We start from the raw sequence: 24,285 nt of genomic DNA on the forward strand, positions 1-24,285 counted from the left end.
AGGAGGTCTCCGATGTTTGATTTGATTATCCGCGGCGGACGCATCATTACCGCCGCCGACGACTACACGGCCGATATCGGCATCAAAGACGGCCGCATTGCGGCGCTGGGCGCCCTGAGCGAGGGGCGCGAGACGATTGATGCCGACGGTCTGTGGGTGATGCCCGGCGGCATTGAAGGACATTGCCATATCGCGCAGGAGTCCTCGTCAGGGCTGATGAGCGCCGATGATTATTACAGCGGTACGGTGTCGGCGGCGTTCGGGGGCAATACCACCATCGTGCCTTTCGCCGCTCAGATGAAGGGGCAGCGGCTGGAGGATGTGCTGGAGGTTTACCACGATCGCGCCGCGCCGAAGGCGGTGCTGGATTACTCGTGGCACCTGATCATCACCGACCCGTCGGTGCCGCTGGCGGATGATTTACCCAGGGCGGTGGCGCGCGGCGTGCCGTCGTTTAAGTTTTTTATGACCTATGACGCGGTGAAAATGAATGACGGCGACATTCTCAACCTGCTTACGCTGGCGGCGGAGCACGGCGCGCTGGCGATGGTGCATGCGGAAAACAACGACATCATAAAATGGATGAGCCGACGCCTGCTGGATCGCGGCTATACGGCGCCGCGCTATCACGCGATCAGCCATCCGGCGGCGGCGGAAATCGAGGCGATCGGCCGGGTGACCCAACTGGCGGCGTTCGTCGGCGCCCCGCTGCTGGTGGTGCATGTGTCCACCGTCGAAGGCGCGGATATTATCGCCCGCGCGCGTCTTGCCGGCGCCAGGATTTACAGCGAAACCTGCCCGCAGTATCTCTTCCTGACCCGGCAGGATCTCGATCGGGAAGGGCGGGAAGGCGCGAAATTCATGTGCAGCCCGCCGGTGCGCGATACGGCCGCCCAGCAGGGGCTATGGCGTCATTTGCAGGCCGGCACCTTTGACTTCTTTTCCTCCGATCACGCGCCTTACCGTTTTGACGCCAGCGGTAAATTTTTCCACGGCCCGGACGCCACCTTCCGCCAGATCGCCAACGGTATGCCCGGCATTGGCCTCAGGATGCCGCTGTTGTTCAGCGAGGGGGTGATGAAAGGGCGGATCACGCCGCAGCAGTTCGTCGCGCTGACCTCGACTAACGCCGCGAAAACGCTGGGGATGTTTCCGCAAAAAGGCGCCATCGCCATCGGCGCGGATGCGGATCTGGCGCTGTGGGATCCGAATGTGACGCGCCGTGTGACGCTCGCCGATCAGCATGACAACATGGACTACACGCCGTTTGAGGGCATGACCCTGCGCGGCTGCCCGGTCCGGGTCATCAGCCGCGGCGAAACGGTGGTCGTCGACGGTGAACTGCGCGCCGCCGCCGGCCGCGGCCGCTTTGTTCACCGGCGTCCGCCGGATTGCACCGGCATGCCCGGCGTCTATACGCCGGAGCTGGATCCGGCGCTCAACTTCGGCGCCGATCTGGCGCCGGTGTTAAAGCGGGAGGGCGCATGACGCGGCCTTTACCGATTCTTGTCATTAATCCCAACAGCAATCCCGCGGTGACCGCAGGACTGCGCGCCGCCACCGCGGCCTTCCGCCTGCCCGCCGGGCCGGAGATTGAGTGCATAACCCTGGCGCAGGCGCCCGCCGGCATCGAAAGTCAGGCGGATATTGATGCGGTGGCGCCGCTGTTGCTGGCGGAAATCGCCGCCCGGCGCGAGGTTTCCGCCGTGGTGCTGGCCTGTTATTCGGACCCGGCCATCGACGCCTGTCGCCGCGCGGCCGAGGTACCGGTGTGGGGCATTCAGGCGTCGGCGCTGTCGGTGGCGCTGACGCTGGGACGCCGTTTTGGCGTACTGGCGATTCAGTCGCAATCGGTCGCCCGTCATCTGGCGTATATCCGCCGACTGGGGCTGGAGGCGCGGCTGGCCGGGGAACGCCCGCTGAATATCAGCGTGGCCGAATCGGCGTCGGGTCAGGATGTAAGCCGCAAACTGGTCGCCGTCGGCCGCCAGTTGATCGAGCAGGATGGCGCTGACGTACTGATTCTCGGCTGCGCCGGTTTGTCGCGTCAGCGCCGTTTTCTCCAGGAGCGGCTTGGCGTGCCGGTGATCGACCCGACGCAGGCGGCGGTGGGGTTGGCGTTGACGGCCATACTGTCCGACGGGGAATGCGGTGAAAATTGAGCGTAAAAACGATATCAATCTGCGTTTGCTGGAGATTTTCGGCGCGGTGATGCGCACCCAGACGACGGTGGACGCCGCCTGCGAACTGGGTATTTCGCAGCCTGCCGTTTCCGGCGGCATCAAACAGCTGGAGGGGCAGCTCGGTTTTCCGCTTTTCGATCGCATCAACCGCCGTTTGCAGCCGACGGAGGATGCGCACCTGCTTTATAAAGAGGTGGGGCCGATTTTTATGATGATCCGTTCGACGGAGAGTCGAATCCGCTCTCTGCGCAGCGGCAATGCGGGCATTTTGCGCATTTTGGGGACGCCGCCGCTGGGGTTTTCGCTGGTGCCGCATGCGCTGCGCCAACTGCTGGTCAACCGGCGCGGGGTAAAAGTACATTTTGATGTGGTGGGGCTTGATCAGGTTTTACAGGCGGTGGAGATCGGCGTCGCCGACGTCGGGCTGGTTCTGGGGCTGGACGACCACCCGGCGGTGAATGTAGAGACGATCAAGCACGGCAATATGATGTGTCTGGTGCCTCGGGGTCATCCGCTGTACGGCATGCCGACCATCCGGGTGGAGCATGTCCGCAAGCATGGCTACATCGGCCTGAACATTGAGTCGGCGCTGGGATTGCTGCTGGCATATGCGTTTCGCCAGTGCGGCGTCAACTACGAGCCCGACGTGGAGGTTCGCTATACCAACAGCGCCGCCATGCTCAGCCAGGCGGGGGTGGGGATGGCGATTGTGGATTCGGTGACGGCGTTGCATCAGGAATGGAAAGACGTCGCCGTCGTCCCGTTCGAGATAGCGGTGCCGGTTTCCATCTGCATCGTGACGCGTAAACAGGGAACGCAAAATCGCCTGGTGGTCGATTTCATCGAACAGATAAAAAACGTTATTCAACATGAGCTGCGCTGAGCGCAAGCGTTTTGGCAAAGAGCTGTACGCCACGGAATGTCAAAAAGGGGAGCGGTATGGATTTAATGATTGCAGGCAAAGTGGCGCTGGTATGCGGCGCCGGCAGCGGATTGGGACGGGCAATTGCTCAGGCGCTCGCCGCCGAAGGCGTGATGGTGGCGGTGACCGGCCGCACGCCGCAGAAACTGGCGGAAACGGTCAGGCTGATTGAACAAGCGGGCGGCAAGGCGCGGGCCTGGCCGCTGGATTTAACCCGGCCGGCGTCCTTTGATGCGGTGCTGACGGATATCCGTCGGACGCTGGGGCCGATCGGCATACTGATCAATAACTCCGGCGGGCCGGCGCCGTCGGGCGCCAGCGGCGTAGCGCCGGCCAGGTGGCAGGAGGAATTCACCGCCATGGTGGGATCGCTGATTCACCTGACGGATAGCGTGCTGCCGGATATGCGCGCTGCGGGCTGGGGACGCATTATCACCAGTTCATCGTCGGGCGTAGTAACGCCGATCGCCAATCTGGCTGTTTCCAATACGCTGCGAATGGCGCTGTCGGGTTGGTCGAAGACGCTGGCCGGCGAAGTGGCCGCCAGCGGTATTACCGTTAACGTACTGGTGCCGGGGCGTATCGCCACCGCCCGCGTTGATCAACTGGATGCCGCCCGCGCCGAGCGCGAGGGCATACCGGTAGCGACGGTGAAAGCGAAGAGCCAGGCGGCCATTCCGCTCGGACGTTATGGACAACCGGCGGAGTTTGGCGCAGCGGCGGCGTTTCTCGCCAGTCAGCAGGCTGCGTTTATCACCGGTACTATCCTGCGTGTGGATGGCGGCATGAGCCCCTGCCTGTGATGCGAGCACGGCTTTAGCACAGAACTCTCCTCCGTTAGCTATCCTACATACCAGAGTAGATAGATAAAAAAGAGGAGTAAGAATGGATTTTCTTGGCTGGACGGCTGTGACGGGCGGTTTATTACTATTAATCTCGCTGGCGTCGGGTTGGATTAAGCGCGGCCCGATAACGGTGTTCGCCATCTACCTGCTGGTGGGGGTGGCGTGCGGGCCATGGGTGTTGAATCTGCTTCAGGTGGATATCGCCGCGCATGCGGAGCTGGCAAAAAATATCACTGAAATCGCCATGGCGGCTTCGCTGTTTATTACCGGCCTCAAGCTCAGGTTGCCGCTAAAAAGCCAGGGGTGGCGCATCGGTTTGCGGCTGGCGTTTCCCGGCATGCTGCTGACGGTGGCCGGCGTGACGCTGGCGGCGCATTTTTTGGCCGGCTTCGCCTGGCCGCTGTCGCTGGCGTTCGGCGCCATCGTCGCGCCGACCGACCCGGTGCTGGCCAGCTTAATCTCGGTCAACGACGCCAACGATAATGACAACCTGCGCGTTTCGCTGTCCAGCGAGGCGGGCATGAACGACGGCAGCGCGCTGCCGCTGCTGATGCTGGCGGTTATGCTGCTGGCCGGCAATGGCGAGATATCACTGGCGGCGTTCGGCCGCTGGGCGCTGGTGGATGTGCTGTGGGCCGTCGGCGCGGGGCTGGGCATCGGTTTTGCCATGGGGCGCTTTGTCGGCCAGTATGCCATGCATCTGCGGCATACCCATCAGGATGTTACGCCGAACGACTTTCTGGCGCTGGCGCTGATTGCCCTGAGCTATGCCGCGGCGCAGTCGCTGGATGCGTCGGGTTTTCTTGCGGCGTTCGCCGCCGGCGTCGGGCTGCGGCGGGCGGAAGTGCGTGCGGTCAATCGTCAGCCCGCCGATCAATTTGACGACAGCGATAACCGGCCTCCGGCTGAGGTGCTGGTCAATTTCCATGTCCGCCACGAGTCGGGCGCCGCCAATCCCACCAGTTCGGTGGGGTTGGTGGTGGGCGATGCGCTGTCGTTTGGCGATATGGTGGAAAGACTGTTCGCCGCGGCCATCATTATCGTACTGGGCATTACGCTGGCGCAACATTGGGAGCCGGCCGGTTTGCTGATCGCGGCTTTGCTGTTTCTGGTTATCCGCCCGCTGTCGGTATGGATTGCCACTCTCGGCGTAAAGGCGCCGCTTGAACAGCGCCTGATGCTGGGGTGGCTGGGCATTCGCGGAATCGGCAGCATTAACTACATCGCCTGGGGCTATACGCACGGGCTGGCCGGCGCCGAGGTCACAAGAATGGCCGATATGGCCTTTACCTTGATCGTCGCCAGCGTCGTGGTGCATGGCATGTCGGTAACGCCGTTGCTCAACTGGCGTATTGCCGCCAGTGAACAGCATAAGCGCTAGTCCGCGACAGCCTTCATTATCGCTTGCCGGCGCCCGGAAAGCGGAAGAGGGGGTTATCAATTCAATAGCGCCGCGCCGGTTGCCTGGCGGCGCTACGCTGTTACTAACATACGAAATTATTTCTATTGTGACGATAACCTCCGTATTTAATTCACTATATACAATTAGCGCACAAACTATTCACTAATTGTCGTTTTGGATCGTCGGTGATATTCGCTAGGTTGATTACCTGTTCACAGGAGACGGACGAGTAAGAGATAAGTCTATGCGTGGTTTAACCCCGGTAGTCGATCATGTTGTTATTCATGCCGCACGACAACCCGATGCAGCTTCTCCCCGGTTTCAAGGTTTGGGTTTTCCGTTAACGTTCGGAGGGCATCGCGCTCTGCGCTCCGGCCGCTTGCTATCCCTGCCGCGCCGACCGCCCGTTCCCGTTGCCTGCAACAACCGGGGGTTTTCCCCGAGGCCCGTTCGAACGATAGCTGTTGGGTCGCAGCGCGGGATGCGTTTAACGGCGCGCCGCGCTTACGGACGGTTTGAATTTATCGCTGCTATTGTCGGATAAAAATCTATGAAAGCCATCGTGTTACGTGAACACGGCGACAACGATAAGTTGCGTGTTGAATACGATTTCCCTGATCCCATTCCCGCTAAGAACGAGGTGTTATTGCGCGTTCGGGCCTCTTCGCTGAATTATCATGATGTTTTTACCCGCCGCGGCATGCCGGGGATTCATTTGCCGTTCCCGATTATTATCGGCCTGGATGTCGCCGGGGAAATTATCGCGCTGGGCGAAGAGGTACAGGACTGGCGGATCGGCGATCGGGTGGTGGTGGATCCGATCAATCGGGTTGACGGCGGGCTGATCGGGGAAACCACGCACGGCGGTCTGGCTGAATTATGCCGGGTGCCGGCCCACCAACTGATCGCCTTGCCCGACGATATCGGCTTTGCCGAAGCGGCCGCGTTGCCGGTGGCCTATGGCACCGCGTTACGTCTGATCGCCACCATCGGCCAGGTCGGGCCGGGAGAGAAGGTCTTGATTCTGGGCGCCAGCGGCGGCGTGGGCGTCTGCTGCGTACAGTTGGCGAAGCTGGCGGGCGCGGAGGTGATAGCTTGCGTCGGCAGTGAGGAAAAGGCCGAACGTCTGCGCCGACTGGGGGCGGATCATACCATTCTCTATACCGAAGAGGATTTTATGAAGCATGTGTTCCAGCACTACGGCAAACCGGCGCGTCAGCGCAATGCGCCGCACCCCGGCGGCGTCGATGTGGTGGTGAATTTCACCGGCGGCGACACCTGGGTGAAATCGCTGCGTTGCCTGCGCGTGGGCGGGCGTTTGCTGACCTGCGGCGCCACCGCCGGTTTCAATCCCGCCGAAGATATTCGCTACATCTGGACCTATGAATTGCAAATTCGCGGCTCCAACGGCTGGGAACGCGAGGATCTGCACCGCCTGCTGACGCTGGTGCGGGAGAAAAAACTCCAGGTGCCGATCGATCGTCAATGGCCGCTGGAGCAGGGGGCGGAGGCGCTGGCCTCGCTGGAACAGCGTCGGGTTATCGGCAAGGTGGTGGTGGTATGAGCACAAGACTCAGTCAGGCGCAAATTGAAGAGAAATTTCGCGCCTCGCCTTTCATCGATTGGCTGAATTTACAGATCGAATCGGTGGATTACGACCAGCAAACGCTGACGGTCACGGTGCCGATGCGCGCCGAATTTGAACGCATCGCGGGCAGCGGGCAGTGGCACGGCGGCCCGCTGGCGTCGATTATCGATACCGTCGGCGACTTCGCGCTGGCCATGATCGTCGGTAGCGGGCTGCCCACCATTAATTTTCGCGTGGATTATCTGCGCCCGGCGGTGCATACCTCGCTGCGGGTGGTCGCGCGCGTGCGGCGTCATGGCCGCAGCGTCGGCGTCGCCGATGTGGATGTTTATAACGAACAAAATATCTTGCTGGCCATCGGTCGGGCAAGTTACGCCACCGGAACCGCATCAACAGGAGTGTTATCATGACCGACCGTTTTTCCCGCCGTAATTTCCTGCGTATCCTCGGGGTGGGCGGCTCTTTCGCCGCGCTGTCGTCGCAGGTGACGGGTTTTCGCCTGATCGGCGACGCCTTTGCCGAAGAAAGCGCCGCGCTTGCGCCGCGCCGCGGCGGCACGCTGGTGATCTCCTGGGGCGGACTGGAGCCGCAGGCGCTGTTTGTACCCGGCGGCGGCGGGTCTTCGCCTTTCCAGACCTCCACCAAAATTCTGGAACGACTGCTCAAACTCGACAACGATCTGAATTTTCAGCCGGAGCTGGCCGAATCGGTGACGCCGTCCGCCGATTTCAAAAGCTATGAGATTAAACTACGACAGGGCGTGAAATGGCATGACGGCGCCGATTTTACCGCTGACGACGTGGTGTTTAACGTGCTGGAACACTGGAAAGCCATTTCGGCCGGTATCGCGCTGAAATCGTTGAGCGGCGCCACGGCCGTCGATCCGTTCACCGTTACGCTTAACTTTACTACCCCGGTGCCGGCGTTTTTCCTCAAGTCGATTCTGGCGGGACAGTATCAACTGGTGGTGCCTAAACATCTCTATGCCGGCAAGGACATACTGACCAATCCGCTCAATAACCGCCCGGTGGGTACCGGCCCCTGGATATTTGATAAATGGGAGCGCGGCAGCTACGTGGCCTACCGCCGCAACGACAATTACTGGTCGCCCAACCAACCCTATCTGGATAAGCTGCTGGTGCGCTGGTGGGGAGATGCGGCGTCGCGTACCGCGGCGCTGGAAACCGGACAACTGGGGCTGGGCTATTCCAATCCGGTGCCGGCGCGCGAAGTCGATCGTCTGGTCAAGGGCGGACAGGTGGTGCTGGATACCCGCGGTTACGAAAACAGCGCCTGGGCGGCGACGGTTGAATTTAATCAGCGTCGCGAACATGTTAAGCGCCGTGAAGTCCGCCAGGCCATTCTGCACGCCATCGATCGCCAGTTTATCGTCAACACCATCTATTTCGGCCGCGGCAAACCGGCGCTGGCGCCGATTTTCAGCAGCAACGCCCTGTTTTACACCGAAGACGTGCCGAAATATGAGTTCGACGTCAAAAAGGCCGCCGCGCTGCTCGACGCCGCCGGACTGCCGGTCAGGAACGGCAGCCGCTTTACCGTCAATTTGCTGGCGGCGGCCTGGTTCGAGGAGAACGCCAAAATCGGCCAGTACCTTAAACAGGCGCTGGAAGACATCAATATCACCGTGCGTCTGGACTCCGTCGACCGTGCGACGGCGTTAAAACGCATTTACAACGATTACGATTACGATATCGCCGTTTCCAACTTTACCGCGCCGATAGAGCCGGTGCCGACGGTAACCCAATTTTTCACCACCGACGGCATCGTCAAGGGCGGGGCGTTCCGCAACGCTACCGGTTATAGCAACCCGGAGATGGACGCGCTGGTCGAGAATATCACCATCGAAACCGATGAAAACCGGCGGCGGACGCTGATCCAGCAGTTTGCCCGTCTGGCCAGTACCGAAGTGCCGATCGTGCCGTTGGTGGAAATGCAGTCCTATACGCTGGCGCGTAAAAACGTGCGTAATTTCACCACCGCGGCCAATGTGCAGGGCCACTCGCTCAATGACGTCTGGCTGGCGGAGTAGCGGTATGGCGCGGATGATTTTTCGTCGTTTGTTACAGGGCATTCCGCTGTTGCTCGGGGTGATTATCATCAATTTCATCCTGATGAAGTCGGTTCCCGGCGATCTGCTGGATGTGATGACCGCCGAGCAGCAGGTCACCGACCCGGCGATGATCGAACGTTTGCGCGCGCTTTACGGCCTCGACCAGCCGGCCTGGCTGCAACTGTTGAAATATATCGGCGCGGTGGCGCGCCTGGATCTGGGCTTTTCCTATCGTCAGAACTTGCCGGTGCTGGAGGTGATCCTCGCGCATTTGCCGGCGACGCTGATCCTGATGCTGGCCAGTATTGCCGTGGCGTTGCTGGTGGGCATCAGCGCCGGCGTGTTGGCGGCGGTGCGGGTGAACAGCCTGTGGGATTCGCTTATTTCCGCGCTGTCGGTCCTGTGCTTCGCCGCGCCGAGTTTCTGGCTCGGCATCATGATGATTATCCTGTTTGCCGTTAAGCTCGGCTGGTTTCCGGTGGGCGGTATGGAGGAGATCGGCACGGACGAGACGCTCTGGGGGCATTGCCTTGATATTCTCCACCATCTGGTGCTGCCCGCGCTGACGCTCGGCCTGTTTTACGCGGCGACTTACGCGCGCGTCATGCGGGCCTCAATGCTGGAAGTGGCGCAGATGGATTTTGTGCGCTCGGCGCGCGGCCGGGGATTGGGCCGCCTGCGGGTCGTGGTCGGGCATATCATGCGCAACGCGCTGCTGCCGGTGGTGACGCTGTTCGGGTTACAGCTTGGCACCGTGCTGGGCGGCAGCATTGTGGTGGAGTCGGTGTTCAGTTGGCCCGGCATCGGTCAGGTGCTGTTCGACAGCGTGATGAGCCGCAACTATCCCGTGGTGCTGGGGGTTCTGGTGCTCAGTTCGCTGGTGGTGATTGTGATTAATATCCTGGTCGACGCGATTTATTTCCGTCTGGATCCGCGGATTCGGAGCTGAATGATAATGTCTGTGAGTACGCCATTAGCCGCCGAAGGCGCGCCGAGCCGGCAATTTCTGCGCCATTTTTGCCGCAACCGGGGCGCGGTCTTCGGGGCGTTTATCGTGCTGGCGATTCTGGTCGCCGCCCTGATCGCCGACTGGATCTATCCGGTCGCGCCGTTGCGCATCGTCGCGATGCCGGAAATCTGGCCGTTCACCGATGCCCGCTATCCGCTGGGTACCGATTCCCTCGGCCGCGACATCGCCGCGCTGATTGTCCACGGCAGCCGCGCCACGCTGATGATCGGCCTGACGGCCAGTCTGGTGGCGACCACCCTCGGCGTGGCGGTCGGCGCCAGCGCCGCCTGGTTCGGCGGTTGGGTGGATGAAGTGCTGATGCGTATCGCCGAGTTATTCCAGATCATTCCCAACGTGGTATTCGTGCTGACGGTGGTGGCGATCCTCGGTCCCCATCTCGCCAATATTATCGTCGCGGTCGGTCTGGTTTCCTGGCAACCCATTGCCCGACTGACCCGCGCCGAATTCCTCTCGGTGAAGGAGCGCGAGTTTGTGCAGGCCTGCCGCGCCTGCGGCATGAGCAACAGCCGAATCATTGTGGGCGAAATCCTGCCCAACGTGATGCCGCCGGTGATCGTGCTTTCCTCGCTGGTGGTCGCCGGCGCGATTCTTTATGAGTCGGTCATCTCATTTCTCGGCCTCGGCGACCCTAATCTGGCCAGTTGGGGACGGCTGGTGGGCGAAGGCCGCACGCTTATCCGCTCTTCCTGGTATATCTGCGCGGTACCCGGCGTGGCGATTATGCTGGCGGTGCTGGCGCTGAACCTGTTGGGCGACGGGCTGAACGATGCGCTGAACCCGAAGCTGCGGGACCGCCCATGAATACGGTGCTGGAAGTCAATAATCTGACGGTGGATATCGTCGACAGACGGCAGCGCGTCACGGCGCTGGACGATGTGTCGCTCACGCTGCATGCGGGCGAAACGCTGGCGGTGGTCGGCGAGTCCGGCTGCGGCAAATCGCTGACCGCGCTGGCGCTGATGCGTTTGCTGCCCGCGCCGGCGGTCTGCATCGGCGGGGGAGAGATCTGGTTTGAACGGCAGAATCTCGCGACGTTGAGCGAGGGGAAAATGCGGCGGCTGCGCGGCCGTCGGCTGGCGATGATTTTTCAGGATCCGATGAGTTCGCTTAATCCGGTGAAAACCGTCGGCGACCAATTGAGCGAAGTGTTGCGGGTGCATCTGGGGTTGTCGCGGCGCGAGGCGTGGCGGCGCGGCACTGAATTACTGGAACAGGTGCATATCCCGGATGCGTCCCGACGCATGCTCGAATATCCTCACCGTCTTTCCGGCGGGATGTCGCAGCGGGTGATGATTGCCATCGCCATTGCCTGTAAACCGGCCGTCCTGATTGCCGATGAGCCGACCACGGCGCTGGATGTCACCATTCAGGCGCAGATCCTCGCGCTGCTGCGTGAACTTCAGGCCGATACCGGCATGGCGTTAATGTTGATTACTCATGATTTAGGCGTGGTGGCGGCGATGGCCCAGCGCGTGGCGGTGATGTATGCCGGGAAAAAAGTCGAAGAAGCGCCGGTGCTGGAGCTGTTCGACCATCCTCTGCATCCCTATACCCAGGGATTGTTGCGCGCCACGCCCACATCCGGCCAGCCGAACCAGCGGCTGCTGGATATTCCCGGCAGAGTGCCGGCGTTGAGCGAACTGCCGGCGGGATGCGCTTTCGCCGATCGCTGCCTGCACGTTTCGGCCCAGTGTCGGCGGCAACGGCCGGCGCTGGAAACTTTACGCCGCGATCATCAGGCGTCCTGCTGGGCGGCGCAACAGGACGCTTCGACGGCGGTGCTTCGTCTGGCGAATGGAGGACGGCGCGCGTGAATGCGGTGCTTGAGGTACAAAATTTACAGGTGAGTTATCCCACCGGTCAGGGATTGGTTTACGCCCTCGCGGGGGTCGATCTGTCTCTGTGGCCCGGCGAAACCGTCGGGCTGGTGGGCGAGTCCGGTTGCGGCAAATCCACGTTGGGTAAAGCGGTGATGCGGCTTATCGCCAGCAGCGGCGGACAGATCAGGGTCAACGGCGACGATATCACCCATCTGAGCCGCAAGGCGCTGCTGCCGTATCGCGCGGACATTCAGATGATGTTTCAGGATCCGCAAGGTTCGTTGAATCCGCGTCAGCGCATCGGTAAAAGCATCGGCCGGCCGCTGGAGGTGGCCGGCTGGGATAAGGCGGCCATTCGCCGGCGGGTCGGCGAGCTGTTGGAACTGGTAGGGCTGCCGGCCGCGGCGGCATCGCGTTATCCGCATGAATTTTCCGGCGGGCAGCGCCAGCGTATCGGCATTGCCCGGGCGCTGATTCTGGAACCTAAAGTGATCATCTGCGACGAGCCGGTCTCGGCGCTGGATGTGTCGGTGCGCGCCCAGGTCATCAATCTGATGCGCGACCTGCAACAGCGAACCGGCGTGGCCTACCTGTTTATTTCCCACGACCTGTCGGTGGTGGAGTACATCGCCGATCGTATTCTGGTGATGTATCTGGGTCGGATTGTGGAAAGCGGCCCCACCGGGCAAATTTGGGCCAATCCGGCGCATCCTTACACCTTTGCCTTGCTCTCCGCCGCGCCGGTGGCCGATCCCCGCGCCGCGCGGGCGCAAAATCTGCTGACGGGCGAATTGCCCAGTCCGCTGTCGCCTCCGGGCGGATGCCCGTTTCACACCCGTTGTTCCCATGCCGGCGAGCGTTGCCGCTCGGAGCGGCCGCCACTGCGCGATTGCGGCGATCGGCGTCGGGTCGCCTGTCATTTCCCGCTCATTGACATTCATGCTTAAGCTTCAGGCCACGGCCGGGTAAGGAATTATCATGACTTCCGATATTAAAAATCTTGGCGACCTTATCGATCGTCAAAGCGATTTGCAACGTGACGCCATCATCGATTTACGTGACGAGGCCGCGCCGCGCACCTGGAGCCATCGGCAAATCGATTTGCTGGCGGGCGGCGTGGCGCGTTTTCTCACCGATCTCGGTTTGCCGCGCGGCAGCGCGGTGGGCATCGCCTCGCTGAACCGGGCCGAATATCTGGCGGCGTATTTCGGCATTATGCGCGCCGGTCTGGTGGCGGTGCCGCTGAATATCAAAGTGCCGACGGACACGCTGAGCTATCTGCTGGCGGATGCGCAGGTGCGGCTGGTGTTTGTCGACGATGCCCGTCACGCCATTTTGCGCCATGCCGATTTGCCCGCGCCGCTGGCGCTGGTTAACTTCGACGATCCGTCGGCGCAAGGGTTCGGGCGGCGGATCGTCCCGCAGGCGTTTGACAGCGTGACGCCGGCGCCCGGCGAGCTGGCGATGATGCTGTACACCTCCGGCTCCACCGGCCGTCCGAAAGGCGTGCCGCTGACCCATGAGGGACAGCTTTGGGCGCTGCGCGTCACCCGCAGCGGCGGCGTCGAGCCGGACGGCCCGCAGTCCCGCTACCTGCTGGCGCAGCCTTTGTTTCATATGAACGGCCTGTTCCTGGCCAAGCGGGTCTTCGCGGTGAATGGCCTGCTGGTGGTGTTGCCGTCGTTCGACGTGAAACGCTATGTGGATGCGCTTTCGCGTTACCGGATTAATATCGTCACGGCGGTACCCACCATGTTCGCCCGTCTGGTGGGCGACGGTCGGTTGCTGGCGGGACATGATTTTTCCGCGCTGAGCAAACTGATGCTGGGATCCGCGCCGATGTCGCTTTCGTTGCTGGAGCGCATTCAGGCCGCGTTTCCCAATGCGGCCATCACCCACGGTTACGGCACGACGGAGGCGGGGCCGGCGGTGTTCGGCCCCCATCCGGCAGGCATTCCCACGCCGCCGCTGGCGTTGGGCTATCCGCTGTCCGCCGGCGAGGTGAAGCTGGTGGATGGACCCACGGAAAACGACGGCGTGCTGTGTATGCGCAATCCGGCGGTCACGCCGGGCTATCACCGGCTGCCGGAAAAAAGCGCGCAGGTGTTGCATGACGGCTGGTATTACAGCGGCGACGTAATGCATCGCGATGAACAGGGATTCTATTATTTCACCGGCCGCGCGGACGATATGTTCGTCTGCTCGGGCGAAAATATTTTCCCGGTGGAGGTGGAGAAAACGCTCGAATCGCATCCGCTGGTGCGTCAGGCCGCCGTGGTGCCGCTGCCGGATGATGAGCGCGGCCAGATGCCGGTCGCGTTTGTGGTGCTGCATCCGGAGCATACTCTCTCATCCGAGGCGCTCAGGCAGCATGCGTTGCGTCATGGGCCGGCCTACCAGCATCCGCGGCGCATCGCCTTTGTCGATGAACTTCCCTGGGCGGGAACCAACAAGGTGGATCGCCATGCCTTGCTGCAACTGGCGCGCGAATTGGAAGCGCGCAACGGCTGGGCCGCGACGCGGCAGGCGGTGTGAAATGACGACCCTCAAGCCCAGAATCGCGCTGGTGACCGGCGCCAGCCGCGGAATCGGCCGGGCCATCGCGCTGGCGCTGGCCGCGCAAGGGGTGACGGTGGCGGCGCATTTTCGCCGCGGGCGGCGGGAAGCGGCGCAACTGGTGGCGCAAATCGAGCAGGGCGGCGGCCGGGCATTCGCCATTTCCGCCGCGCTGGATGAGGCGGACGGCGCGTTTTCGCTCATCAGACAATTACAGACCGAGCTTATTCAACGCTATGGCGAAGCGCGGTTTGATATTTTAGTCAACAACGCCGGTCAGGGCGGGCGCGCGACGATCGCTGAAATTACCCCGGCGCAGCTTTCCGCCCTGTTGCAGGTTAATTTCATCTCGCCTTTTTTCCTGACCCAGCAGGCGATCCCCCTGCTGCGCGACGGCGGACGAATCATCAATATCTCTTCGATGGGAACCCGCGCCGCGTTTGCGGATATGGCGGCCTATGCGCCGGCCAAAGCGGCGCTGGAAACGCTGAGCGTACTGCTGGCCGGCGAGCTGGGGAAACGGGGAATAACGGTGAACGCGGTATTGCCGGGGGCGACGGCCACCGAAATGAACCCCCGCGCCAGCGACCCGCAATCCGCCGCGCAGATCGCGCGCGGCGTGGCGCTGGGACGAGTCGGGCAACCGGAGGATATCGCCGCCGTGGTGGCCTTTCTGGCCAGCGAGGCGGGCGGCTGGGTCACCGGTCAGCGTATCGATGCCAGCGGCGGTCAGCGGTTGTAACCGGAAGATGCCGCGTTTGCCGCTGAGCGCCGGTTGTTAACCATGGCGCGGGTCTGAGTTTATCGGCCGGAATCTCTTAAATTTGATTTTTATATAAAATCAGGAAGGAATAAAAAATGATCAATCCCCGATATCCGGTCAGCGTTTTATTTCCGGCATGATAAAACATTACGTCGGTTAATCTATTTCCCGACGAATGACGCGCGGCGGCGAATTATTTAAGCCAAAGGATATTCTTCATCTTGCAAATAGCAGCGATGTTGGCCGCATGACGCTTTCACCCTTCCGAGCCGCGGTAAACCGCGTTCAACGTGGCTCCAGCCAGATTTGTGCTAGCTTAAACATCCCGCATTCATTTTATATCCCCCTCACTGCGCATCGACAAAGAATACTTATATTTTCCTGCGGCTAAAGCGCCGGTTTTCATAGTCACGGAATTCAGCTATGGAAAGTTAAAAAAAGCATTTCAAATAACCGTTTTAATCTCTTTATGATGTGTCATCGCTAGCGTCATAAATAAAAATTTTCAGCCGCGTTGATTGACGCGGGTTGCAAATTGACTAACGGGAATAATCGCCATGACGGTGACAGGGCAATGTAAAACGGTTTCTTTATCATCGCAGGGGGAAACGCCGCTTATCGCCAGCCTGATTGATGGCGCATGGGCGCAGAGTCGGGATGCGACGCCCTTGCTGCCGGTGCTCAATCCGGCGACCGAACAGGTTGTGGCGCAACTGGCGCCGGCAGACGACGCGATCGTCGATCGGGCTTTGGCGGTCGCGGCGTTTCATTCCTGGTCGCAGGCGTCGCCGGAGACGCGTAGCGCCGTCCTGTCCGAAACGGCCGGTCGCCTGCGCGACAACCTTGAGGCCATTGCCGCGTCGTTGACGCGGGAACAGGGGAAAACCGGCGGCGAGGCGCGGGCGGAGGTGAACGCCAGCGCCGAGGTGTTTGATTATTATGCTGAACTGGCGCGCCGTGCGCGGGAACAGATCTATCCCGACGCGCAAGGAGAAAGCCGCTGGCAGGTGGTTCAGCAGCCGTTCGGGCCGGTGGCGATCGTCACCCCGTGGAATTTTCCGCTCTTGCTGGCCGCCCGCAAACTCGCGCCGGCGCTGGCAGCCGGTTGCACGGTGGTATTGAAACCGGACGAGCGCGTGCCGACCGCGCCGCTTGAACTGGCGCGGATATTGATCGCGGCGGGATTGCCGTCGGGCGCGCTGAGCATCCTCTACGGCGATCCGGCGGCGATCAGCCGCCGCCTGTTGTCTTCGCCGGTAATCAGGAAATTCTCCTTTACCGGATCGGTCGCCGTGGGCCGTCAACTGGCCGAACTGGCGGCGAAACATCTGTTGCCTTCCACGCTGGAACTGGGCGGCCATGCGCCGGTGATCGTCTGGGACGATATCGATATCGAACTCGCGGCCCGACAGGCGGTGGCGGCCAAGTTCCGTAATGCCGGACAGGTTTGCACCTCGCCGACGCGCTTTTATGTACATCGCCGCATCGCCTCCGCGTTCAGCGAGGCATTCGTGCGTCATACCAACGCGCTGATTGTCGGCGACGGCGACGATCCGCAGGTTCAGGTCGGCCCGCTGACGCATGCCGGACGCCTCGCTGCGTTACAGGCGTTGGTGGAGAATGCGGTCGCTCAGGGCGCGCGGCTGCTGACCGGCGGCGAACGCCGCGATCGCGTCGGCTACTTTTTTGCGCCGACCGTGCTGGCCGACGTGCCGTCGACCGCGCGCATCATGCAGGAAGAACCCTTTGGCCCGGTCGCCCTCATCAATAGCGTCGACAGTCTCGACGACGCCGTGCAGCAGGCCAACCGCCTGCCGCTCGGACTGGCGGCGTATGTGCTGGCCGGCGATGAAACCGTGCGCAGTCGGTTAAGCCGTCAACTGGAGGCGGGCATTGTCGGCGTGAACGGTTTTACCGCCAGCTCGCCGTTTACGCCCTTTGGCGGCGTGAAGCAGAGCGGATGGGGGTATGAAGGCGGGGAGGCCGGATTGAACGGCTGGTTGCAGTACAAAAGCATAAGGGTGGAATCATGATTTATGACTACATTGTGGTCGGCGGCGGTACTGCCGGCTGCATTATGGCCGCGCGGCTGTCCGAAGACGGGCGTCATCAGGTGCTGCTGATCGAGGGCGGGCGCGATACGCCGCCGGATCGGGTTGAGGAGGCGATCCTCGACAGTTATCCGCGGATCGCCTATTTCAACGAGCGCAACCTGTGGGGCAAGCTGCGGGTGCATTTGCATCCCGCCGCGATACGCGGCGACCAACCGCCCGTCCGCTATGAGCAGGGACGGCTGATGGGCGGCAACTCCAGCCTGAACGATATGCAGGCCAATCGCGGAACGCCCGAAGACTATCAGGAGTGGGTGGACGCGGGCGCCGAAGGTTGGGACTGGGACGCCGTGCTGCCTTATTACAAGCGGCTGGAGCGGGATATGGATTTCAAAGGGCCGCTGCACGGCGATCGGGGCCCCATCCCTATCCGGCGCATCTATCCCGATGTCTGGCCGGCGTTCTCGAAAGCCGCCGCCGCGGCGTTCGGCGCGGCGGGCTACGCGCGGCTGCAAGACCAGAACGCGGAATTCGGCGACGGCTATTTCCCGGTCGCCATTTCCAACCTTTACAATCGCCGCGTTTCCACCGCTATCGGCTATCTGGACAATGCCGCGCGTTCGCGCCCGAATCTGCATATTCTTTCCCATACTCAGGCGCTGACGTTGATCCTGGAAGGCACGCGCGTGGTCGGCGTCCGGCTGCGTCAGCCTGACGGGCAGGAGAGCAGCGTGCGCGGACGGGAAGTGGTGGTGTCTTGCGGCGGCATCTATACGCCGGCGCTGCTGCTGAAGTCGGGTATCGGACCGCGGCAGGTACTGGAGGCGGCGGGTATTCCGCTGGTGGTTGACGCGCAGGGCGTGGGCGCCAACGTACAGGAGCATCCCACCATCTCCATCAGCGGCATTCTGCCGCCGGACAAGATGCTGCCCGCCAGCCTGCGTCGGCACATTCATGTCGCGCTGCGCTACTCCTCCGGGCTGGAACAGATGCCGGCCAGCGATATGTATATGGTGGCGATGATGAAGGCGGGCTGGCATCCGGTCGGCAAACGTATCGGCGCGCTGATGACCTGGATCAACAAGGTGTATTCCCGCGGGCGCATCACCGTGACGTCCGCGGATCCCTATGAGGAGCCGCGGGTAGAGCTCAATCTGCTGGACGATCGGCGGGATATCGAACGTCTGAAAACGGGGTTCCGGCTGATCGCCCGGTTATTCCAGCATCCCGATTTACAGGGTTGCGTCAGCGACCTGTTCCCGACCAGTTACAGCGAACGTATCCGCGATCTGGGGCAAATCAATTTCCGCAATAAGCTGTTGACCACCCTATTGGCCTTCGCGCTCGATCATTCCGCGCCATTACGCCGCCTGTTGACCCGCCATGCGATGGCGGAGGGCCGTCCGCTGGACAGCTTGCTGAATGACGACGGCCTGCTGGAAGCGTTCGTGCGCGAGAAAACGCATGGCGTGTGGCATGTGTCGTGCGGCGCGCGCATGGGCGCGGCGGACGATCCGCTGGCGGTATGCGACCCCGGCGGTCGGGTATACGGCGTACAGGGGCTAAGGCTGGCCGATGCGTCGGTCATGCCGACGTTGCCGCGAGCCAATACGGCGTTGCCGACCATGATGGTGGCGGAAAAAATTGCGGATGCCGCGTTGCGCGAGGCGGCGACGGCGTAGGAAGATAGGGCTATTTACCCCTGAAGGAGAATGACATCGTGGCAGAGAGCAGATCAGAAACGGCAACCAGGGAGCCGGATATCCGGCAAAGGATCCTGAACGAGGCGATCAATATTTTTGCCAGCAAGGGCGGAGAATTGACCACGATCCGTGAAATTACCGAAGCGACGCGCGTCAACATCGCCGCGGTGAACTATTACTTTGGCTCGAAAGACGGCCTGTTGAAGGCGGTCTTGAACACGGTGCTGGATCCGCTGAACGCCATGCGTCTGCGCCTGCTGGATACGGTGGAGGAGAAATACCGCCACGAGGCGCCGCCGGCGGCGGCGGTGCTGGACGCCTTGCTGCGGCCGCTGGTGCAAACGGCGCGCGCGCCGGACGGCGGACGCATCGCGGTTCGACTGCTCCAGCATCTGCGCGCCGCGCCCAGGGAGTCGGTCACCGCGCTGGTATCGGACAAGTTTGATCACGTCGCGGAGCGTTTTTTCGCGGCGTTTGAGCGCGCGGCGCCGCAGCTGACGCGGGCAGAAATCATCTGGCGCTATGAATTCGCGCGCGGCGCGGCCATGCATGTGCTTGCGGACTCCGATCCGCAGTCCGGACGACTGGCTATTCTGTCCCGCGGATTGTGCAACAGCGACGACGACGATGAGGTGCTGGCTAATTTGCTGCGCTTCGTGGAGGCCGGCTTTAACGCGCCGCCGCTGGGATTAGGCGCCGGCAACGACGGCAAATAACGCATTTTCTTTCTATGGGAGGCAGCGATGAGCAACGACTTAATTACCGGGTCTTTTGTGGCGATTATTACCCCTTTTAATGCAGATGGGACGGTGGACTATGAAGCGTTTCGCACCTTACTGCATTTTCAGGCCGGTAACGGCACGTCGGCGGTATTGATTATGGGATCGACGGGAGAGGTTTCCATGTTGTCTCCCGAAGAGAGAAAAGAAATTATCCGGCGCACCGCGTCGTTTAAAACCGGCGACATGAAAATATTTTATGGTTGCACGGGAAATAACACCGATACCAGTATCGATTATGTGCGTTATGCCCGTGATCAGGGCGCCGATGGCGCGATTTTGGCCGCGCCGGCCTATATTTGCGCCAGTGAAGATGATATTGAGCGCTATTTTCTGGAAATTGCGGATGCGACGGATTTGCCCCTGGGTATTTATAATAATCCGCCGCGGGTGAAAACCGATCTGCATTGGAATTCGCTGTTGCGTATTTTCCAGCATCCCAACTACGTCATTCATAAGGAATCCACAACGCGGGTGGGGCAGGTGGCGCAGGTTCTGGCGGGCAATCCCAATGTCGCCGTGATGTGCTGCGACTCGCCCAATCTGGGGCTGGTGGTGCCGACGATGTCGCTGGGCGGGCATGGCACGGCGAATATGACCGGCAACATCGCGCCGGCCGAGCTGGCGGAGATCTCCCGCCCGTGGCGCGAGCCGGGCGATGCGGCGCGTTTTCGCGCGGCGTATCAACATCTGCTGCCGCTGCTGCACTATACCTATTCGGCCATTAATCCGGTGGCGGTGAAATCGCTGATGAAGGCGGTCGGTCTGCCGGCGGGCAGTCTGCGTCGTCCGCTGAGCAATCTTCAGGGCGATGCGTTGCAGCGCGGCGTCGATGTGGTTAAGCAATTGGGGTTGGCCGAAAAATACGGTTGGTCTTTTTAATTGAATTAAAAATACAAATCTAATAAAGGAATAATAAATAAAAATGGCTGGCGGAAATAATAACGCCAGGCTGCTCTGCTGCGCGCGTTTAGCAATAATTTAAATAATATTTATTTATCGCTGAATAAAATAATGACGCATACATCTATTTATGAAAAGAGGACAGAATTATGTTGCCACATAAAATAACCGCATTGTCGGCGTCTCTGCTACTGACAATAAGTTCTTATTCCTCCTTTATCTTCGCGGAAGAACCGGTGAAAGGCGGCACCCTTGATATGATCGTTTCGCCGGCGCCGCAAATATTGACCTCCGGGCCGACCACCGCCGGCGCCAGTATCGTCACCTCCACCAAAATATTCGACGGGCTGGTCAGTTATGATTTTGATCTTAACCCGCAGCCGAAACTGGCGACCCGCTGGGAAATCAGTCCCGACGGTCTGAAAATCACCTTTCATCTGCGCAAAGACGTGCATTGGCACGACGGTCAGGCGTTTACCGCCAAAGACGTCGCCTATTCGGCGCTGAATGTCTGGAAAGTTCATAATCCGCGCGGGCGCACCATTTTCGGTCAACTGAGCGACGTGCAGACGCCGGACCCTTATACCGCGGTATTCATTTTGAGCAAGCCGGCGCCGGGGATACTGAAGAGTCTGGGCGCCGATCAGGCGCAGGTATTGCCCGCCCATCTCTACGAGGGCAAGGATGTCCTGACCAACCCGTATAACCTGAAGCCGGTCGGCACCGGTCCGTTCAAGTTTTCCTCCTTTACGCCGGGCGCGGATCTGGTTCTGGTGCGTAATCCCGATTACTGGGATCAGGGCAAGCCCTATCTCGACAAGGTGGTTTTCCGCTTCATTAGCGATCCGGCCACGGTAGCCGCGGCGCTGGAGTCCGGCAGCGCGCAACTGGCGCAGCAGAGCCTGATTCCGCTGGCCGATCTGCCGCGTCTCAAGGCGTCGGGGCGTTTCACCATTACCACCAAAGGCTATGAGACCAAGAACGAAGTGGAACTGGCCGAGTTCAATCTGGACGATCCGGTGTTGAGCAATCAGAAGGTGCGTCAGGCCATCGCCCATGCCATCGATCGCAACTGGATCCGCGATAATATCTTTTTTGGTTACGGCCAACCGGCCGATACGCCGATCCACACCAGTCTGACCGAGCTTCACAGCACCGACGGCGTGCCGCAATATCCCTACGATATTGAGAAAGCGAAGAAATTGCTGGATGAGGCGGGCTATAAACCGGGAGCCGGCGGCGTGCGTTTCAAGCTGACGATCGATCCGCTGCCCTACGGCGATTTTCAGAACCAGATCGCGGCCTATGCCCGCGAGGCGCTAAAACAGGTCGGGATTGACGTCACGGTGCGGACGCAGGATTTTGCCGGCTGGGTAAAGCGCGTTTATACCGACCGGGATTTCCAGATGACGATCAATGATATGGACGGCGGATCCGATCCCACGGTGGGTACGCATCGCAGCTATTGGTCGCAAAGCTTCAAGATCGGCGTCGGCTTCTCCAACGGCGCTCACTATATCAATCCGCAGATGGACGCCATTCTGGAGGCGGCCGCCAGCGAGATTGATCCGGCAAAACGTAAACAGCACTACCTTGCGTTTCAACGCCTGGCGATGACCGAGCTGCCGGTGTTGCCGCTGATCTCCGTCGAACACGTTACCGTCGCCAGCAACAAGGTACACAACCATACGGTGAATGCGCACGGCGCGGGCGGCAGCAATTTCGCCAGCGTCTGGTTGAGCAGGTAAGCGCGCTTTGTCGGGCAGACATGAGATGAGAGACGGGGGGCTACTGTGGTGAATCGGACATTCTGGCGTTATATCGTCAAACGCATGCTACAGTCGGTATGCGTCCTGCTGATCGTCATCGTCGGCAATTTTATTCTGCTGCACGCCATCCCCGGCGATGTGGTGGACGTGATGGTGGGGCAGAGCGGCGACCGGCAACTGATGGATGCGCTGCGGCAGCGGCTGGGCCTGGATCAGCCGGTGCTGATTCAGCTTTACGCCTATGTCGGCAATATCTTGCGCGGCGATCTGGGGTATTCGCTGCAAGATGCTTCGCCCGTCTTGCCGATAATCCTGCATGCGCTGCCGACGACGGCGCTGCTGGTGCTGTGCTCGGTGGTGGTCGCGCTGTTTATCGGCACGCTGAACGGCGTGCTGGCCGCGCGTTTCGCCCACCGGCCGGTGGATGTGCTGATTTCCGTGATGGCGCTGTTTTTCTATGCCACGCCGATATTTCTGTCGGCGATCGGGTTGATCATCATCTTTTGCGTCAAGCTGCAATGGCTTCCCTTATCCGGGCTCGGCACGCCGGGGCTGGAAACGTCGCTGCTCGGTCATGCGGCGGACGTGGCGCGCCATCTGGTGTTGCCGGTACTTTCGCTGTCGCTGTATTACATCGCCATCTATACGCGGCTCTCCCGCGCCGCCATGTTGCAAGTCATGGACGAGGACTATATCCGTACCGCCTATGCCAAAGGTCTGAAAACCTCGCATGTGATCCTGGGACATGCGTTGCGCAACGCGTTGCTGCCCGTGGTCACCATGGCCGGACTCCAGATAGCCGAGTTATTCGGCGGCGCGGTGCTGGCGGAGACGATTTACGGCCTGCCGGGCATCGGCCAATTGGCCTATAACGCGGTCTTCCAGCGCAATTACGCCGTGATCCTCGGTATTCTTATCGTCACTTCCTGCGTGGTGGTGGTGGTCAATCTGCTGATTGATATTGTGTATACCCGCATCGATCCTCGAGTGGAGATGTCTTGATATGCGAAACGCCTATCTGCTGCGCGTGCTGAAGTCGCCTTCCGGCGCTATCGGCGCGTTGCTGTTGTTGATGGTGCTGCTGATGGCGCTGTCCGCTCACTATTTTTATCCGAACGGCCCGTGGACGATGGCGGCCAGACCTTATCAGTGGCCGATGACGAACCCCGGTCAGCCGCTCGGCACCGATACGCTGGGACGAAATATCTTGACCAGCCTGCTGTATGGCGCCCGTATTTCGCTGTGGGTGGGCGTGGCCTCTACGTTGGCCGCCTGTGTGGTGGGGATCGCCTTCGGCACGCTGGCCGGTTTTTACGGCAAGGCCGTCGATAGCGTGCTGATGCGCATCACCGACGCTTTCCAGACCGTTCCCAGCTTTCTGTTCGCCATCGTGATCGTCGCCGTGCTTACGCCGTCCATCGGCACCATTATCTTTGCCATCGCGCTGGTTTCATGGCCGATGGTCGCCCGGCTGATGCGGGCCGAGGTGATGCGGGTGAAGAGCGCCGAATTTGTGCAGGCCTGCCGCGTGTTGGGCATGTCCGATTGCCGCATTCTGCTGACCCAAATCCTGCCCAATAGTTTGTCTCCTATCGTGGTGGCGTCTTCGGTGCTGGTTTCCAGCGCCATCACCACCGAGGCCGGGCTGGCGTTTCTCGGTCTGGGCGATCCCAACGTGATGAGCTGGGGAACCATCGTCAATCTCGGCCGGGCCTCGATTCGCACCAATTGGTATATCGCCATTATTCCGGGCATTTGCATCTTGTTGACGGTGTTGGCGCTGAATATGCTGGGCGACGCCATCAACGATGCCGGCAATCCCCGGTTGATACGCCGACGCTGATAAACGGCGCAATCCTCACCCCCCTCAGTCATCCCCGCGGCCCACAATCCCGTCATT

Annotated in this window: 21 protein-coding genes; all 21 read left to right on the top strand. The window is 60.9% G+C overall.

Translation table 11 applies throughout. The annotated features are described in order from the left end of the window. Positions 1 to 12: 12 nt before the first annotated feature. Positions 13 to 1,488, top strand: coding sequence for a dihydropyrimidinase (gene hydA, locus ABRZ28_RS08840; RefSeq protein ID WP_330520055.1), 1,476 nt, complete (start codon positions 13 to 15; stop codon positions 1,486 to 1,488). Beyond that, positions 1,485 to 2,162 carry an aspartate/glutamate racemase family protein gene (locus tag ABRZ28_RS08845; RefSeq protein ID WP_330520056.1) on the top strand — a complete coding sequence of 226 codons (678 nt, stop codon included), beginning with the start codon at positions 1,485 to 1,487 and terminating at the stop codon, positions 2,160 to 2,162. The genes hydA and ABRZ28_RS08845 overlap by 4 nt, the downstream gene beginning before the upstream one ends. Further along, positions 2,152 to 3,066, top strand: coding sequence for a LysR family transcriptional regulator (locus tag ABRZ28_RS08850; RefSeq protein ID WP_330520057.1), 915 nt, complete (start codon positions 2,152 to 2,154; stop codon positions 3,064 to 3,066). The genes ABRZ28_RS08845 and ABRZ28_RS08850 overlap by 11 nt, the downstream gene beginning before the upstream one ends. Before the next feature lie 56 nt (positions 3,067 to 3,122). Further along, on the top strand, positions 3,123 to 3,908 hold the full coding sequence (locus ABRZ28_RS08855) for an SDR family oxidoreductase (RefSeq protein WP_330520058.1): 786 nt from the start codon (positions 3,123 to 3,125) through the stop codon (positions 3,906 to 3,908). Between the two features lie 82 nt (positions 3,909 to 3,990). Further along, complete coding sequence (locus ABRZ28_RS08860; RefSeq protein ID WP_330520059.1) at positions 3,991 to 5,331, top strand: cation:proton antiporter; 1,341 nt, start codon at positions 3,991 to 3,993, stop codon at positions 5,329 to 5,331. Between the two features lie 571 nt (positions 5,332 to 5,902). Then, positions 5,903 to 6,916: a quinone oxidoreductase family protein gene (locus ABRZ28_RS08865; RefSeq protein WP_319603044.1), complete on the top strand. Its 1,014-nt coding sequence runs from the start codon at positions 5,903 to 5,905 to the stop codon at positions 6,914 to 6,916. After that, entirely contained in the window at positions 6,913 to 7,350 is a 438-nt protein-coding gene (locus tag ABRZ28_RS08870; protein WP_319603043.1) for a PaaI family thioesterase, read from the top strand. The genes ABRZ28_RS08865 and ABRZ28_RS08870 overlap by 4 nt, the downstream gene beginning before the upstream one ends. Continuing rightward, positions 7,347 to 8,990, top strand: coding sequence for an ABC transporter substrate-binding protein (locus ABRZ28_RS08875; protein ID WP_330520060.1), 1,644 nt, complete (start codon positions 7,347 to 7,349; stop codon positions 8,988 to 8,990). The genes ABRZ28_RS08870 and ABRZ28_RS08875 overlap by 4 nt, the downstream gene beginning before the upstream one ends. Positions 8,991 to 8,994: 4 nt before the next feature. Beyond that, positions 8,995 to 9,960, top strand: a complete 966-nt coding sequence (locus ABRZ28_RS08880; protein WP_330520061.1) for an ABC transporter permease — start codon at positions 8,995 to 8,997, stop codon at positions 9,958 to 9,960. Positions 9,961 to 9,972: 12 nt separating this feature from the next. Continuing rightward, positions 9,973 to 10,842, top strand: a complete 870-nt coding sequence (locus ABRZ28_RS08885; RefSeq protein ID WP_330520062.1) for an ABC transporter permease — start codon at positions 9,973 to 9,975, stop codon at positions 10,840 to 10,842. Continuing rightward, positions 10,839 to 11,855, top strand: coding sequence for an ABC transporter ATP-binding protein (locus ABRZ28_RS08890; protein ID WP_319603039.1), 1,017 nt, complete (start codon positions 10,839 to 10,841; stop codon positions 11,853 to 11,855). Before ABRZ28_RS08885 ends, ABRZ28_RS08890 begins: the two co-directional genes overlap by 4 nt. Beyond that, positions 11,852 to 12,808, top strand: a complete 957-nt coding sequence (locus ABRZ28_RS08895; RefSeq protein ID WP_319603038.1) for an ABC transporter ATP-binding protein — start codon at positions 11,852 to 11,854, stop codon at positions 12,806 to 12,808. The genes ABRZ28_RS08890 and ABRZ28_RS08895 overlap by 4 nt, the downstream gene beginning before the upstream one ends. Before the next feature lie 31 nt (positions 12,809 to 12,839). Beyond that, positions 12,840 to 14,396: a class I adenylate-forming enzyme family protein gene (locus ABRZ28_RS08900; protein WP_319603037.1), complete on the top strand. Its 1,557-nt coding sequence runs from the start codon at positions 12,840 to 12,842 to the stop codon at positions 14,394 to 14,396. 1 nt (position 14,397) lies between these two features. Then, a complete protein-coding gene (locus ABRZ28_RS08905; RefSeq protein WP_330520063.1) occupies positions 14,398 to 15,159 on the top strand; it encodes an SDR family oxidoreductase in 762 nt (253 codons plus the stop codon). A 578-nt stretch (positions 15,160 to 15,737) separates the two neighbouring features. Next, positions 15,738 to 17,213: an NAD-dependent succinate-semialdehyde dehydrogenase gene (locus ABRZ28_RS08910; protein ID WP_330520064.1), complete on the top strand. Its 1,476-nt coding sequence runs from the start codon at positions 15,738 to 15,740 to the stop codon at positions 17,211 to 17,213. After that, positions 17,210 to 18,913: a GMC family oxidoreductase gene (locus ABRZ28_RS08915; RefSeq protein WP_330520065.1), complete on the top strand. Its 1,704-nt coding sequence runs from the start codon at positions 17,210 to 17,212 to the stop codon at positions 18,911 to 18,913. The genes ABRZ28_RS08910 and ABRZ28_RS08915 overlap by 4 nt, the downstream gene beginning before the upstream one ends. Before the next feature lie 38 nt (positions 18,914 to 18,951). Beyond that, positions 18,952 to 19,650 carry a TetR/AcrR family transcriptional regulator gene (locus ABRZ28_RS08920; RefSeq protein ID WP_442878680.1) on the top strand — a complete coding sequence of 233 codons (699 nt, stop codon included), beginning with the start codon at positions 18,952 to 18,954 and terminating at the stop codon, positions 19,648 to 19,650. Positions 19,651 to 19,677: 27 nt separating this feature from the next. Beyond that, positions 19,678 to 20,595, top strand: coding sequence for a 4-hydroxy-tetrahydrodipicolinate synthase family protein (locus ABRZ28_RS08925; protein WP_330520066.1), 918 nt, complete (start codon positions 19,678 to 19,680; stop codon positions 20,593 to 20,595). Between the two features lie 170 nt (positions 20,596 to 20,765). Further along, a complete protein-coding gene (locus ABRZ28_RS08930) occupies positions 20,766 to 22,364 on the top strand; it encodes an ABC transporter substrate-binding protein (protein ID WP_330520067.1) in 1,599 nt (532 codons plus the stop codon). 45 nt (positions 22,365 to 22,409) lie between these two features. Continuing rightward, positions 22,410 to 23,387 (top strand): ABC transporter permease, encoded by a 978-nt coding sequence (locus ABRZ28_RS08935; RefSeq protein WP_330520068.1) that lies wholly within the window; start codon positions 22,410 to 22,412, stop codon positions 23,385 to 23,387. A 1-nt stretch (position 23,388) separates the two neighbouring features. Continuing rightward, positions 23,389 to 24,228, top strand: a complete 840-nt coding sequence (locus ABRZ28_RS08940; RefSeq protein ID WP_330520069.1) for an ABC transporter permease — start codon at positions 23,389 to 23,391, stop codon at positions 24,226 to 24,228. The last annotated feature ends 57 nt before the right edge of the window (positions 24,229 to 24,285 follow it).

It is taken from the genome of Brenneria sp. g21c3, assembly GCF_040240345.1.
Taxonomy (GTDB): domain Bacteria; phylum Pseudomonadota; class Gammaproteobacteria; order Enterobacterales; family Enterobacteriaceae; genus Brenneria.